Below are 13,878 nucleotides of genomic sequence, written 5' to 3' on the forward strand. Positions count from 1 at the left end.
TGGCCACCCTGGAGGTCGCCGAGGTGGGTGAGGTCCGGGCGCACCGCCCGGCCGCGGAGGGGGATGCCGCCGCGCAGCGGGTCACCCTGTGGCAGGGCACCACGCCGGCGTCCGACGGCGCCGGGCACGGTGCCGTCCGGCTGCCGGTCGACCGGGCAACTCCGCTGGAGAAGACGAACGTGCCGTACGCGACGCCGTTCGCCTGGGGCCGCTACGGGCTGGTGGTGCCGCGCTACCCCGGCACCCGGGTGGTATCGGTGCATCGGCACGGGCAGCCGGACGACCCGGTCGACGTCGGCGCGGTGTGGCCGGACGGTGCGGGGCCCGACGCCCAGGCCGGCGACTGGTGGCTGTCGCTGCCAGCGGAGGTCCCGCCGGGGGAGCGTGCCTCGCTGCCCGCGGCGGCCACCCCGGTCCCACCGTCCGGCAAGGCCACCAACGACCTGGTGGACGCCGACGGCCACCGGGTGATCGAGGTCGGCAACCTGCGGCTGCGGATCGGCCCCGATGGCCTGGCCCCGGCCGGCACCAGGCCGACGCCCGCGCCGGACAAGGTCGTGCTGTCGGTGGAGCACTCCGACGGGACCACCCTGCTGGAGTTCACCGACTCCGGTGACGTCCGGCTAGTCGCGAAGGGCACGCTGACCCTCGCCGCGGCCAGCGTGGTCATCAAGGCCACCCAGCAGGACGTCGAGATGTCCGGCAAGAACGTCAAGGTCAGCGTCGACGAGCAGATGAAGGTGGAATGAGGATGCCGGTAGTGATCACGACCGGGGCCACGGTGGCCTGCTCGCTGCAGGGCCAGGTGGTCGTCGCCAACTCCGGTCCGGTGAAGCTCCTGGTGGGCGGCGAACCGGTGGCGCTGCAGTCCGGGGTGTCGAGCTGGACCGTGCAGCCGGGCTCCTGCACGGCCACCAACCCGGCCGGCGGCAGTCCCTCGCCCTGCACCTCGGTGGCCGCGCCGACCGCGGGGGTGGCGACCAAGCTCGTGGTCGGCGGCGTTCCCGTGCTGCTGGAGACGTTGTCGGCGCCCAGCGTCGGGTCGGCGGTGCCGCCGCCCGCGCATGCGGTCAGCGTGCAGCGCACCTCCACCACCACGCTGCAGGCGGTCTGAATGGCAGCATGGGACCCCCGGGCCCAGGACGGCCCCGAGGCATCCGCCCTGCGGCGGCGGGTGCTCGGCTGGGGCCTGGCCAGCGAGCCGACCCAGCCGGGCCTGGACCTCGGGCGCGACCTGGTGCTGCGGCCGGCGCCGGGGCGGGGTCGAGACCTCGGCGTCGTCGAGGGCTTACCGAACCTGGTGCAGGCGTTGGAGATCGCGCTGACCACCGGGCTGGGCGACGACGTCTTCAACACCGGGTTCGGCTTCGACGGCCTGCGGATGCTGGCCGGCGACGTCGACCCGCTGCTGGTCCGGGAGGGGGTCCGGGTGGCTGTGGTGGACACCCTGCGACGCGATCCGCGGGTCCGCCGGATCATCGACGTGACCCTGGTGGACAAGCGCGGCGAGCCAGGTCAACCGGGCGACGTGGGCTCGCGGCGCACCGCCTCGGTGCGCGCCACGTTCGAGGCGGCCAGCGGCGACCCCCTGGCACTGTCCGTCGACGGGGTGGTGCCGGGTGTCTAACCCGACGCCGCCGGACCTGCCGCCGGACCTGCCGCCCGTCGATGTCGTCGCCGTGGACGCCGCGGTGCTGCGGGCCACCGGCAGCGACGACGTCGGGGTGACGGCCGGCGGGTTCGTGCCCAAGCCGTTCACCCGGATCCTGGCCGAGAAGTTGGCCCTGGCCCGCGGCATCCTCGGCGAGGACGTCGACCTCACCTCGGCGTCCGTGCTGCGCAAGATCCTGGAGATCTCCGCCCTGGAGGATGCCCGCACCTGGGCGGCGCTGGGCGCCATGTTCGACAACAGCTTCATCGCCACCGCCACCGGCGAGGCGCTGTCCCTGCTGGGGGCGGAGGTCGGGCTGGCGCGGCCGTTCGGCGAGGCCCGCGGGCGGGTCACCCTGCAGCTGAACGGGACGCTCCCGGCCGACGTCGCCGAGGTGCGCATCCCGGCCGGGGCCCGGATGCTTACCCCCGGCGGGCACGACGCCGCCACCGCCGAGCAGGTGGTGCTGACCAGCGCCCAGCGGGTCGCCGAGGTGGCGGTAAGCGCCTTCCAGCCGGGGCCGGAGGGCAACCTGGACCCGCTGGTGTCCACCGTGACCGGCACCTTCCCGCAGCGGCTGGAGCGATGGAACCTGCTCGACCCCGCGCTGGCCGGCTACGCCGCCCTGGTGGCGCGCACCGATGGGCAGGTGACGGTCGGGATCACGCACAGTGCGCCGCTGACCGGAGGCACCCTGCGCTGGCCGGACGACCGCTACCGGGCGCTGCTGCTGCGGGCGCCGCGCTCGGTCTGGAGTGCGGACGCCGTGCAGGTCGCGGTGTCCCTGGTGCCCGGTGTCCGGCAGGTGCAGGTGCGCGACGGCCTGGGCGGCCTGGACCTGAACCAGTCGGTGTTCGGCACGCTGAGCTTCCTGGACGGGGTGTTCTCCACCGAGCGGGACATCACCAACCCCTTTTACCTGACCGTGCTGGTGGCCGAGACCCCGGCGGCGATCTGGGCCGGCCCGGGCGGGGTGCGGGAGGCCGTGCTGGCGGCGATCGAGGACGTCCGCCCGATGGGGATCTTCCCGTCGGTGGAGCGCGGCGACGCGGTGTCGGTGTCGCTGTCCGCGGACATCCTGGTGCGCGACGTGCCGTTGCCCAGTGGTGGCACCCAGGTGGTCAACGCCTCCCCGGCCGCCCAGGAGCTCAAGCGCCGGCTGTCGGAGCAGGTGCGCGGGTACGTCATGGGGCTGTCCTTCGGCGAGCCGGTGCGGGCGGCCGAGGTGAGCTACGCGCTGATGAGCGTTCCCGGCGTGCAGGACGTGCGCGACCTGGCCCTGCTGCGCTGGCCCGGGGACCTGGACGACGCCGGGGTCCCGGGGGGCGGGGGCACGGTCCGGCTGGGCCCCGGCGAGAACGTCGTGGTGGGGCCGACCAGCATCCCGACCTACGTGGAACAGCTCGACGAGCTGCGGATCGCGACCCGATGACCCCGCACGACCCGATGACGGTCGCGGACCCGGACGGCCCGCGGTCGGCGTCCTTCGTCAACCTCGCCGACCACCTCACGGGGGTGCTGTCGGCCGGTGCCGCGCACGAGTCCTTCCCGCTGGACGACACCGGCACCGTCCGGCTGACCTGGGACCGCGAGCCGCTGGTGCTGCTCACCCTGGAGCGTGACCTGGACCTCGACGAGCTGGCCGTCGAGGTCGGCCTGCCCGGGCCGGAGTCGGACGGCTCGGGCGGGCCGCAGGTCACGATCCCGGTCCGGTACGCGCCGTTCAGCGAGCGGGGGGCGATGCTGCCGGTGTGGCCGTTCGTCTTCGCACCGGCGTTCGACCTGTTGGCGCTGCAGGTCAAGGCGCGGTGGGTAACCGCCGGCGGGCCGGCCACCCCGGTTGCGCCGCGCGAGCTGCGCGCCCTGCTGTCGGTCACCCTGGTGCAGGGCACGATGGGCCGGCTGCTGTACCTGATCGGTGCCGAGAAGGCCCGGCTGCGGTGCGCGGCACGGGAGGTCAGCGCGTCCCGGGCGGTGGCCAACGCCCGCCGCGCGGTCCTGGACCGGCACGGCGCCGACCTCGGGGCGGCGCGGTTCGGTGACCGGTTGCTCGGCCGGAGCGGGCTGCCGCCGCAGGTGTTCACCGGTCCCCGGACCGAGCCAACCGGGTTGGAGAACGACGAGGACTACCGCCGCCGGCTGCTGGCGCTGCGTGCCTTCTCGATGCCGACGCCGGCCGGCGTCGCCGAGGCCGTCAACGGCAGCGGCGGACCGCAGGACAGACCGCGCGGATGGCTGGGCGAGCTCGGCGCGACCCGCCGGGTGCGGATCGTCGAGCAGGTGCGGCCGTACTCGGTCGGGCTGCTGCTGATGTCGGCGTCGCCGGCCGGCGAGGCGGCCGCGCGCGCCGCCCGGCTGGCGTTCCTGGCCCAGGTGCGGCGGGACCGGCTGGTGCTGCCGGCGTCGACCCCGGCCACCGACGAGGCGTACCGCGGGCGGCTGCTGCCGCCGGCGCAGCGGGCCGCGCTGGAGGCGCTGGGGTCGGCGCTGCGGGCCGGGTACTTCTTCGACGGCGACACCGAGCCGGCGCTGGCCCCCGGTCTGGCCCGCTGCCTGGAGCTGTTCGCCGCCTGCCGGGCGCAGCTTGGCGACCGCCGGCGGTGGAGCCTGGTGCGCAGCCAGGACCCGGCCGGCGGCAGCGCCTACGAGCTGGGACTGAGCGCCGACATCGTGGTCCCGGTTGACGCTGAGGCGGTGTTGAAGGCGGCGCTGCTGGCGTTCCTGCCGGGTCGCGACCTGCCGGCCACGGTGCGCGACGCGCTCACCGCCGGCGCTGCGGCGGTACGTGCCGGCACGGGGGCGGTGCTGGCGCTGCTGCAGGCGTGCGGGGCGGCGACCGTCCGCAAGGCCGGCCGGGTCGGCACCGCGGTGAGCCACCTGGCGCTGGTGGACCTCACCGCGCCCGGCGGGCAGGACGTCCCGGTCGGCGGCCGGAGCCAGGTCGCCGGGCTCGGCGCGGCGGAGCCGGGGTCGGGACGGCCGCTGGTGCTGCTCGGCCGGGCACACGCCGGCGGCCTGGCGGTCGCCGCCGTGGACGCCCGCGGCGGGACCCAGGTCCTTGCGCAGAACGGCTTCCCGCCGGGCGCCGAGGACGCCGTCGTGCTGCGTGAGGACTCCGGCGGGTCCGGTGGCGAAGGCCCGGGCGGAGGTCGGCTCGGCCGGGCCGTGCTGACCTACCCGGCCGAACGGTCGATCCTGGTCGTCGAGGTGACCAGGGGCGAGGAGGGCCTGTCCATCGACGCAGTCGTCACCCGCGACCAGTTGCCCGCCTGGACACACGCGGTGCCGATGCGGCTGGCGGGCAGCAGCGGTCCCGTGCTCCTGCTGTACCACCGGACGACCGGCTCGCTGTCCGTGCTGGCGGTCGAGGGCTCCCTGCCGGCGGTGGACGGCCCCAGCCTGGGCCGCTGGACGCACCTGGCTCCGGTGGCGGCGCCGGGCGGCGGCCACGACGACGTGCTCTGCTACGACAGCGTGAGCGGCGACCTCCACCTGCTCGCCCTTCGTCTCCGGCCGGACGACCGTGGGCTGGAGGTCACCGTCCGCTGGAAGCGGCCGGGGTGGCGGCCGGGGCTCACCCTGCTGGCCGCGCTGCCCGGCGACCAGGTGCTGGGCGTCGACCGGGATGCCGGCCGGGTGGAGCTGTGGTCGTCGTTCGCCGACGGTGTGCCGGTGCTCGCGGCGTACCACCAGGTGGGACGGCGGAGCGTGACCCACCTCGCGGCACTCTCCGGCGTTGACTCTCCGCAGAGCCCTGCCGTGTTGGCCTATGACCGCGCCCGCGCAACGGCGACCGTGTGGCCGGACCTCGGTCCGGGCGGCACGGTCCGCCGCCCGGACACCCCATGGGAGGAGGCGTCGCCCTCCGCCGCGGTGAACGCCGGTCTCGGCGACGGTGTGGGCCGCTCCGCGCTTGACCTGGCCCTGGACGAGGCGCTGAGGGCGTGGCAGGCGGCTGGGCACCCGCCGTGGCAGGTGGTTCGGGGCAGCGAGCAGCGCGGGTCCTGGGAAGCCGTCGCGGCACCCGGCCTGGTCGCGGTGCTGACCGGGGCCGGGCTCGCGGTGGCCACCCCGGAGTCGGACTTCGCCGCGCAGGCCGCATCCGTCCCGGACTCCGAGGTCGCGACGCTGCGCATCGACCTGTCGGTCGGGGCGCTCTGGCGTGCCGGCGACGGGGCACGGGAGGCCCTCGACCTGGTGCAGGCGCTCGCCGGGCACGGGCTGGCCGCGGCCGTGGCGATGGCGCTGCTGGAGACCAACCGTGTCCTGGTCGTGGTGTCCACCCGCGGCCTGCCGCTGGGCGGCCTCAACCTGTCCGGCCGGCGGACCTCCGGCGTCAGCTGGCACGCGCTGCCGGTGACCGGGCTGCCGGCCGCGATCGACTCCGGCGGCTCCGCGGCGGTGGTGCGCCCGGCCGGCACCGGGATCACGCTGCTGGTCACCCTCGCCTACCGGAGCAGCGAGCTGGCCGACCCGTACCAGGTACGGCTGGAACTGCCGGCCGGCGCGACGCTGAACCTGGACCAGTACGAGTTCCTGATGAACGTGGTCGAGCGGACCGTGCCGGCCGGGATCCAGGCGAACACGTTCGCGATCCGGCGCCGCCACCTCGACGTGGACGGCGACGGGACCGCCGACCCGCTGCCGGTGACCACGGCCCGGGTGTTCCGCCGCTTCCGTCGGACCGGCGTCCGCCGCGGGTGACCGGATCCGGCGCGGGTGAACGTCGAGGAGGTCTTCAACCCCTTCGGCCGGCCGGGCCGGGCCCGTGGACCCCGGCCGGGCCTGCACGCGGCGCTGACCGCGCTGCTGCGGGACTCCCCGCGGCTGGTGCTGGTGCACGGGCCGCCCGTCGCCGGCAAGTCGTCGCTGGTGGAGGAGGTCCTGCTCGACCTTGGCTGCCCGGCGGTGACGACCACCTGCGACCGGCGGTGGACGGCGGCTGAGCACCTGCTGGACGCGGCGGTCTCGCTGGCCGGTCTGGGCGCCGCGCCGGACGGCTGGGACGCCGTGACCCGGGCGGTGGCGCCGATGGGCGTGCGTGACTACCTGGACAACCTGCCGGGACGGCGCCGTGCCGGCATCCCGGGTGTGCCGGTGGGCCGGCTGGTGGGGCAGCTAGGCCGGGCCGGCCACGCCTGGGTGCTCGACGACGTGCACAAGCTGCCCGCGGACGGCTGGCAGGCGGTGCTGGCCGCCGTCCCGGGCGGTCCGGGTCCGGTGGTGATCGCGGTAGGCACGGCGGCACCGGCCTGGCCGGGTGCCGGGCCGAGCGGTGCTGGGCCGAGCGGTGCTGGGCCGGGCGGCGTCCCCGCCCTCGCGGTGCCGCCGCTGTCCGCACCGGAGATCGAGGCCGGGCTGAGGGCCGGCTTCGCCGCCCTGGGCTTGGTCGTGCCGGCAGCCGTGGTGGCGGCGTGGGCTGCCGACCCCGGACTCGGGGCGGCGCGCTGCCAGGCGTTGGCCTACCAGGTTGCGCTGGCTGTGGGTGCCCATGCCCGGCCGCCGGGCGCGCCGGCGCGGACCGCCGTCGGCGAGGACCTCTGTGCCGCGGTCACCGAACGGTTCCGCGGCACGTGGACGTTGCGGTGAGGACCGGGCGCTCCCAGGCCCGGCGGGAAGGTGGACCCGTCAGTCCGGCCGGAAGGTGGACCCGTCCAACGACAGGAAGCTGCCGTGGGTGCTGCGGGCGACCACGGCGCCGGTGTCGAGGACGTCGATGCGCGTGGTGCCCGCGGAGCTGAAGACGCTGAAGATCTGCCGGGTGCTCGGCCGGTAGCCGGGTGGCAAGGTGAAGATCAGTGACGCGGCGACGGTGGCCTCCGCACCACCGGTCAGCGCCCCGCGCAGGTGGACCACGCCGGACCGGTCCTTCAGGTAGCCGGGCGGGTTGAACTGTAGGTCGTCGGTGGTGGTGGCGCGCCGCCAGGTGCCGGCCAGCGGCGGCGTGGTCCAGGCCTCGCTGAACGGGGTGTCGAGCCGGCGCAGCTCGGTGCGGATCTCGCCGAGCAGGTCGTGCAGGTCCGCCCGGACCCGGGCCAGCTCGGTCAGCGACACGCGGCCGTCGGCGCTCAGCCCGTCCAGGTCGCTCTCGATTCGGTGGAAGCGGAGGTTGAACCCCTCCTCGGCTCCGTTCCGCTCGGCCTGCACCGTGCTGACGCCGTCAAACCAGTCCTGGTGGTGGAAGCTGCGCGTGAACCTCGGCACCACGTTGGGGTCCTCGCGCGGGAACTCGGTCGTGTAGTCGAAAACCACCTGCGCCTCCACGCTTTCGTGATCTAACCTGCCGGTTCGCACGATACCGAGCCGGCCATGGTGATCAGGCCCAAATGACGGCCCGGGTCCGAGTCGCAACAGCCGAAGGTGTCCGGCAGCCGACGAGGGCAGGTCCCGCTCGACAGGCTCAGGCGCCGCGCCGCCCGAGTAATGTGATCTTGGGTTACCTGCGCTCTGGTGGATGCGTTCGACGACAACGACGGGTGGGCGATGGCAACGGCGTTCGACGGGTGGGATGCCGGCGCCACAGTCCGGGTCCTGCCGCAGATTTTCCACGTGTTCGGCGTCGGGTCCGTGCCGATGGCCGACGGCCGGGTGCTGGTCTTCGCGAGCGTTGCCGCACCAGGTACCGAGTTGGTGAGGTTGACCCCGCAGGGGCAGCCGGCGGGGCAACCGATCAGTCTGGAGCCGGACGACTTCGTCGGCACCGTCACGCCGCTCGTCCTGCCCGACGGGCGCCGGGTGGTGGCCACCGGGACCGCTGTGAACGTCGAGGACGGCCCGCGCGAGAGCCACACCGAGTCGCACATCCGCCTGTGGGCCGCTGACACCGGCCAGCAGGTGGGGCCGACCGTGCCCGGTCAGGGGCGGTGTATGACGCAGCTCAACCTTGCTGACGGCCGGCGGCTGCTGATCTTCGGTGAGGACGAGGGATCGGTCGTCCTGCTGGACCTGCCCGCCCTGTCCGTCGTCGCCCGGCTGCCGTGGCACCCCTTGGACCAGTTCGACTTGCTGAGGTGCCTGAGCGTCGTTCACCTGGACGGCAGGGCTCACCTGGTCATGGCCAGTGCCTTCGGCGCCCTGCGACTGTGGAGCATGGACTGGCTGACCGACGAGCACGCCCACATGACCGAGGTTGCGCGTGACGCCGGGGCGGAGCTGGGGGCTGCGGTGGTGGTGCCGGGTGCCGACGGCCAGCCGCTGCTGGCCCACAGCTTCGGCCGTCTCGTGGTGTTACGGGACGTGCGAAGCCTCGATCCCGTCGGGCTGCCGCGCGTCCTGCCTGGCGGCGTTCGTGAGCTGGCCGCGCTGCCGCTGCGGGACGGGCGGACGCTGCTCGCGGCCGGCATCGACGGGGGGGACATCGTGCTGTGGGATCTTGCCAGTGGCCAGCAGGTCGGCCCCCCACTCGCCGGCCACGAGTCCGGTGTCACCGCGCTGGCCGCGGTCCCGATGCCGGACGGGCGCTCGATGCTGGCGTCCGGCTCCGTCGACAGCACGGTGCGGTTGTGGACGCCGGAACGGTCGGCGCCGGTCGCGCAGACCGTGACCGGCCACGCGGGTCCGGTGCTGGCGCTCGCCGCGGTGGGCGGGCTCGCCGGCGGGAATGCCCTGCTGGCCTCGGCCGGCCAGGACCGTTCAGTGCGGCTGTGGAGGGCTGACGGCGAGCCGGTGGGTGAGCCGCTGCTGGGTCACACCGGGGCGGTGTTGTCGGTCGCGGCCCCACCCGGCAGCGCGACGACCGGTCCGCTGGTGGTCTCGGGGAGTGGGGACCGGACGGTGCGCCGGTGGGACCCGGTGACCGGGGTGGCGGTCGGGGCGCCGCTGACGGGCCATTCGGGGGCCGTGCGGGCGGTGACGGCCGGCGGGCAGCCCGGTCAGCCGCTGGTGGTCTCGGCCGGTGTCGACGCGACGGTGCGGCGGTGGGACGCGGCGACCGGGCAGCCGGTCGGCCAGCCCCTGCGCGGCCACGAGGGTGCTGTGCTCGCGGTCGTCACGCTCGTCGCCGGCGTCCCGATGATCGCTTCAGGCGGCGACGACGGCACCGTCCGGTTGTGGAATCTCCTGACCGGCGCGGCGCTCGGGCGGTCGCTGACCGGGCACAACGGTGCGGTACGCGCCCTGGCCGCGCTGGTGGTCGCCGGTCGGCCGCTGCTGGTCTCCGGCGGGGACGACGCGGCTGTGCGGCTGTGGGACCCGGTGGCGGCCACCGCGGTCGGAGAGTTGCGGGGCCACACCGCCGGTGTGCGGGCGGTGGCGGCCCTCGCCGGCGGTGGGGAGCCGCTGGTGGCGTCTGGAGGGGACGACCGGTCCATCCGGCTCTGGGACCCGGTGTCGCATACCCAGGTGGGTGCTGCGCTCGTCGACCACACTGACGGAGTTCGTGCGCTGGCATCCCTGCGGCTGGCGGACGGCAGCGAGAAGCTCGCGTCGGCCGGCGCGGACGCCACCGTCAAGCTGTGGACCTTCTGACCCGGCGGGCCGGGCGGCAAGGCCGGCCCGTGGCACGGCGGATGGGTGCCACCTCATGGCATGGGGAAGGCTCCCAGTGCTGCTGGTCGGGTCCTTACGGCGACCGGGCCGGCGGGGTTACCGAGAGCCGCGGGGCCGACGGTTGACCTTGTCGCCCCGGTGACGGGGTGGGCCGAGGGGACGGTGCCATATGCCACATGTTCGCGATGAGCAGTGGGCGCAAGCGGGTGAGCGCGACGTTCTGGCTGCTGGACGCCACGGACAGCCCGCGGGGGCGGGACGTCCGCCCGCCCGACGGGGCCGGCCTGGGCACGTTCGACGGTGACGGCGAGCCGTACCTGGCGAAACAGCCGATCGCGGGCCGCGCTAAACGCGCGATCTCCGTCTACGCCGCCAACACCGCCAGAGGCCGGATCCATGGCCACAGCTACAAGGCCACCCTCAGCATCGAGATCGTCACCGACGAAGCCTGGACAGCGGCGACCGCCGCCTAACGCCGATTTCCACGCAGGAGGTTCGGGGCAACCTCGTCAGGCGAAGTCGAAGTGCAGGGTCCGCCTGCTCCACCACGGGATGACCGTGTCGGGGATCAGCGGGGCCTGGGGTCAGGGGGCCTGGAATCCCGCGTTGGTCAGCACGGTGCTCGCCTTGTCGGACAGGATGAAGTTGACGAACGCGGTGGCGCCGGCGGCGTTGGGCGCGTTCTTCAGCGCGACGATCGGGTAGTCGTTGATCGCCTTGGTGGATTCGGGGAACTCGACGCCGTCCACCTTGCCCGCCGACGCCTTGACGTCCGTGCGGTAGACCAGCGCGGCGTCGACCTCACCGAGGGTGACCTTCGACAGTGCGGACTTGACGTCCTGCTCCAGGGTGACCGGGGTCAGGTTCACCCCGGCGGCGGCGAGCGCCTTCTTCGCGGCGGCTCCGCAGGGCACCTGCTCGGCGCACAGCGCGGCCTTCACCCCCGGCCTGGTCAGGGCGGGCAGGTCGGTGACGCCCTTCGGGTTGCCCTTCGGTACGGCGATGACGAGCTGGTTGCGGACGAAGACCTTGGGCGCGCCGACGTTGTCGCCGGCGTCGGTGACGGTCTTCATCGTGGCCGGGCTCGCCGCGGCGAACACGTCGGCCGGGGCGCCGGAGGTGATCTGCTGGGCCAGCTGCGAGCTGCCGGCGAAGGAGAAGGTCACCTTCGATCCGGGGTTCGCGGCCTCGAAGTCCTTGCCGAGCTGGGTGAACGACCTCGTCAGCGAGGCGGCGGCGAGCACCGTGACGGTCCCCTGTACTCCGCTCGCGGCGCTGCTGGCCGTGGCGGAGGGCGTCGCCGCAGCGCCGCCGTCGCTGCCGCCACATCCGGCGGTCGCGAGAAGCCCGGCGCCGAGCACCGCCAGGGCCGCCGTCTTCATCTTGCGAAATCTCACGTGTCCCGTTCCTCCACCCGTTCATCCGTTGTCCGGTTTCCGCAGTCGCGGACCCTGTCGCTCTGCTAATCCGCAGATGCGAAACTCTGGGCATGATAGTTCCGTATCTGCACGGTGAACAGGCGGGTTGTTCCGTGGTGTGCCGGTGCGCGGCCGGGGCCTGCGCCACGGCGACCGGAGCCCCGCTCGGCGGGCGGTGTCGAGAGCGGTGCCGAGGGCAGGGTCAAGAGCGGTGCCGAGCCGGTTGAGCCGGTCGTGCTCCTCGGGCAAGCCGCGGGTGATGGCAGGCCGGGTTACGGCAGGACGTGGGTTACGCGGCAGGACGTGGGTTACGGCGGGCCGGGTTACGGCAGGACGTGGAAGGTCCGGTCGTGGTAAATGAGCGGGGACGCCTCCGGGTCGGTGTCCGCCTCAAGGACCTGGCCGATGATGAGGAAGTGGTCCCCGGCCTCGACGGGTGGCCGGGCGGAGCAGCGCAGCCACGCCCGTCCCCCGTCGAGCAGGGGCTCGCCGGTCGCAGCCTGGTCCAGCGGGTCGGCGAGGCGAACCGGTCGATCCCGCTGCGGGCGAAACGCCGGGCGACCTCCTCCTGCTGGGAGGACAACAGGTTCACCTTTCGAACCAGCGGGCCAGGAACCGGGTGGACACGTAGGCCAGGGCGGCGCTCTGCGCCACCCCGACGCGGGTGCATCGGGTCGTCCGGGTGAGCCCCGCCGTCCCGACGGGCCCGCGCGTCAGCCGTCGGCGAGGGATCTCCGGTCCCGGCGCAGGGGATGATCGGGCGGGATCTCCACGACCACGATCGGGACGCCGTCCGGATCCTCGATCCACATCTCGTCGAGTCCCCACGGCTCACGCCGCGGCTCCCGGGTGATGACGACACCCGCCGTGTTCAACCGGGTGTGTTCGGCCGCCAGGTCACGCACCTGCAGCCAGAGCCGCGTCGTCCCCACTGGTTCCCGGCCTGCGCCCACCGGTTCCCCGCCCGCGCCCACCGGCCGTGCCGGGCGCGGCGAGCGCCCGGACACCTCCAGCAGGCCCTGGCCGAGGAAGAACACCAGCCCGGGTTCCTCCGGCGGCCCGAATTCGCGGTAGACCGCCAGCCCGAGGGTCTCGCGGTAGAAGCGGTGACTGCGTTGCGGATCCGTGGGCCGGAGCAGGATGCGGCTGCTGAGAACCTCCACCCGGCCAGTCTGCCCCGTCCGCGGACCGCCGTCGTCACCACCGGGGGCGGTGACGGGGAGCAGGCCGCGGTCGGCTCCGGTTCCCCACGAGCGCGCGACGAGCGCGCGCAACGCGTTGACGGCCGTCCAGGTCCGGCGTCAACCGCCGCGCAGCGTCCTGGTGATCCCGGCGGCGACCGTCGTCGCGAGCGCCCAACCGGCGGCGATGAGGAAGTAGGCGAACCAGACCGTCGCGCCGCGCGGGGTGAAGTGCTGCTCCTGCCCGAAGTCGATGAGGGGCAGCAGCAGGTCGAGGGTGTAGACGGGGGCGTGGAAGGCCGACGCGGCGGTGTCGTCGACCGGCGCCGGCGGCCGTAGGTCGAACAGCACGCTGCCGGCCACCACCAGAAGCGCGATCCACGAGGCGGCCCGCACCGGGCGGAATCCGTATCCCACGAGCAGGTCCTGCAGGTGGCTCCATAGCTTCGCCGCCGGCGCCAGAGTCTCGCGTCGATGCGATCGAGCCGCTGGTGCCGGCGCTGTTGCCGGCACCGTGGCCTGGGCCGCAGTCAGGGCCGCAGTCAGGGCCGCAGTCAGGGCCATGGTCAGGGCTGTCGTCGCCGGGGCGCGCGCCGTCCAGGCGGGCCCCCTCCAGGCAGACCCGGCTGCCCACCTCGGCGTAGGCGATGCTCACCGTCCCTTGGGCGTGGAACCCCTCACAGCAGTTGAGCATCGCGGCGACCTTCAGGTCGAATGCCGCCAGCGCGGTGCCCGTGGGACTGCTCAGGTGGGCTCCCTCCAACCGCACCGATCCGCCCACGACAGCGTTGTTCAGCCTCAGCTCCCCGTCGCAGCGCAGGGCCGACAGGTACCGGCCGTCGGGTGAGGGGCCACCGAGGAGGTCGTCCTCGACGTGCAGCCGGGTTGCGTCGAAGGCGGAGCCGGGGCCCTCGAAGCGGGCGCCGGAGAGCAGCAGCGCTCCGTTGATCCGGGTGCCGGCCAGGATGACCGGTCCGCGGGACCGGCAGTCGAAGAGCCGGAGGTTGCCCTCGATGACGGCGTTCGACGCGAGGATTCCGCGGAAGTGCGTACCGGTGAGATCGAGCTGGCGGGTTCTCGCCCCGTACAGATTCACCCGATGGTCGAAGACGCAGTCCCGCAGCCGGACCGGACATCCAAT

General features: G+C 74.2%; 13 protein-coding genes. 8 read left to right on the forward strand and 5 right to left on the reverse strand.

Features of this window, described 5'->3' with window-relative positions:
• From AC08OV_RS06875 to AC08OV_RS06900, 6 genes are all read left to right on the forward strand, one after another.
• On the forward strand, nt 1–749 hold a 749-nt coding region (locus tag AC08OV_RS06875), incomplete at its 5' end, for a hypothetical protein (protein WP_476619455.1).
• Between the two features lie 11 nt (nt 750–760).
• Nucleotides 761–1,114 carry a hypothetical protein gene (locus AC08OV_RS06880; protein ID WP_462187016.1) on the forward strand — a complete coding sequence of 118 codons (354 nt, stop codon included), beginning with the start codon at nt 761–763 and terminating at the stop codon, nt 1,112–1,114.
• The gene (locus AC08OV_RS06885; protein WP_476613217.1) at nt 1,115–1,627 is read left to right on the forward strand and encodes a hypothetical protein; all 513 of its coding nucleotides are present in this window, start codon (nt 1,115–1,117) and stop codon (nt 1,625–1,627) included.
• On the forward strand, nt 1,620–3,083 hold the full coding sequence (locus AC08OV_RS06890) for a hypothetical protein (protein WP_476619456.1): 1,464 nt from the start codon (nt 1,620–1,622) through the stop codon (nt 3,081–3,083). The genes AC08OV_RS06885 and AC08OV_RS06890 overlap by 8 nt, the downstream gene beginning before the upstream one ends.
• Nucleotides 3,080–6,355: a hypothetical protein gene (locus AC08OV_RS06895; RefSeq protein WP_476619457.1), complete on the forward strand. Its 3,276-nt coding sequence runs from the start codon at nt 3,080–3,082 to the stop codon at nt 6,353–6,355. The genes AC08OV_RS06890 and AC08OV_RS06895 overlap by 4 nt, the downstream gene beginning before the upstream one ends.
• Before the next feature lie 15 nt (nt 6,356–6,370).
• Nucleotides 6,371–7,240, forward strand: coding sequence for an ATP-binding protein (locus AC08OV_RS06900; protein WP_476614146.1), 870 nt, complete (start codon nt 6,371–6,373; stop codon nt 7,238–7,240).
• Between the two features lie 39 nt (nt 7,241–7,279).
• Here the strand turns inward: AC08OV_RS06900 and AC08OV_RS06905 are convergent, their stop codons facing one another.
• Nucleotides 7,280–7,903, reverse strand: coding sequence for a hypothetical protein (locus AC08OV_RS06905; protein ID WP_462202682.1), 624 nt, complete (start codon nt 7,901–7,903; stop codon nt 7,280–7,282).
• 231 nt (nt 7,904–8,134) lie between these two features.
• On the opposite strand from AC08OV_RS06905, the gene AC08OV_RS06910 reads away from it, so the two are divergent.
• Together AC08OV_RS06910 and AC08OV_RS06915 are read left to right on the forward strand one after the other, a co-directional pair.
• A complete protein-coding gene (locus AC08OV_RS06910; RefSeq protein WP_476619458.1) occupies nt 8,135–10,117 on the forward strand; it encodes a WD40 repeat domain-containing protein in 1,983 nt (660 codons plus the stop codon).
• A 197-nt stretch (nt 10,118–10,314) separates the two neighbouring features.
• Nucleotides 10,315–10,611 (forward strand): hypothetical protein, encoded by a 297-nt coding sequence (locus tag AC08OV_RS06915; protein WP_476619459.1) that lies wholly within the window; start codon nt 10,315–10,317, stop codon nt 10,609–10,611.
• Nucleotides 10,612–10,722: 111 nt separating this feature from the next.
• Here the strand turns inward: AC08OV_RS06915 and modA are convergent, their stop codons facing one another.
• The 4 genes from modA to AC08OV_RS06935 form a co-directional block, all read right to left on the reverse strand.
• Nucleotides 10,723–11,535 (reverse strand): molybdate ABC transporter substrate-binding protein, encoded by an 813-nt coding sequence (gene modA, locus AC08OV_RS06920; protein ID WP_476614143.1) that lies wholly within the window; start codon nt 11,533–11,535, stop codon nt 10,723–10,725.
• 344 nt (nt 11,536–11,879) lie between these two features.
• Nucleotides 11,880–12,065 carry a flavin reductase family protein gene (locus tag AC08OV_RS06925; RefSeq protein WP_476619460.1) on the reverse strand — a complete coding sequence of 62 codons (186 nt, stop codon included), beginning with the start codon at nt 12,063–12,065 and terminating at the stop codon, nt 11,880–11,882.
• A 204-nt stretch (nt 12,066–12,269) separates the two neighbouring features.
• Complete coding sequence (locus tag AC08OV_RS06930; RefSeq protein WP_476614142.1) at nt 12,270–12,830, reverse strand: VOC family protein; 561 nt, start codon at nt 12,828–12,830, stop codon at nt 12,270–12,272.
• A gap of 27 nt (nt 12,831–12,857) precedes the next feature.
• Complete coding sequence (locus tag AC08OV_RS06935; protein WP_476614141.1) at nt 12,858–13,301, reverse strand: hypothetical protein; 444 nt, start codon at nt 13,299–13,301, stop codon at nt 12,858–12,860.
• Nucleotides 13,302–13,878: the final 577 nt, after the last annotated feature.

The sequence above is a fragment of the Frankia sp. CeTa3Moorea genome (genome assembly GCF_978021225.1).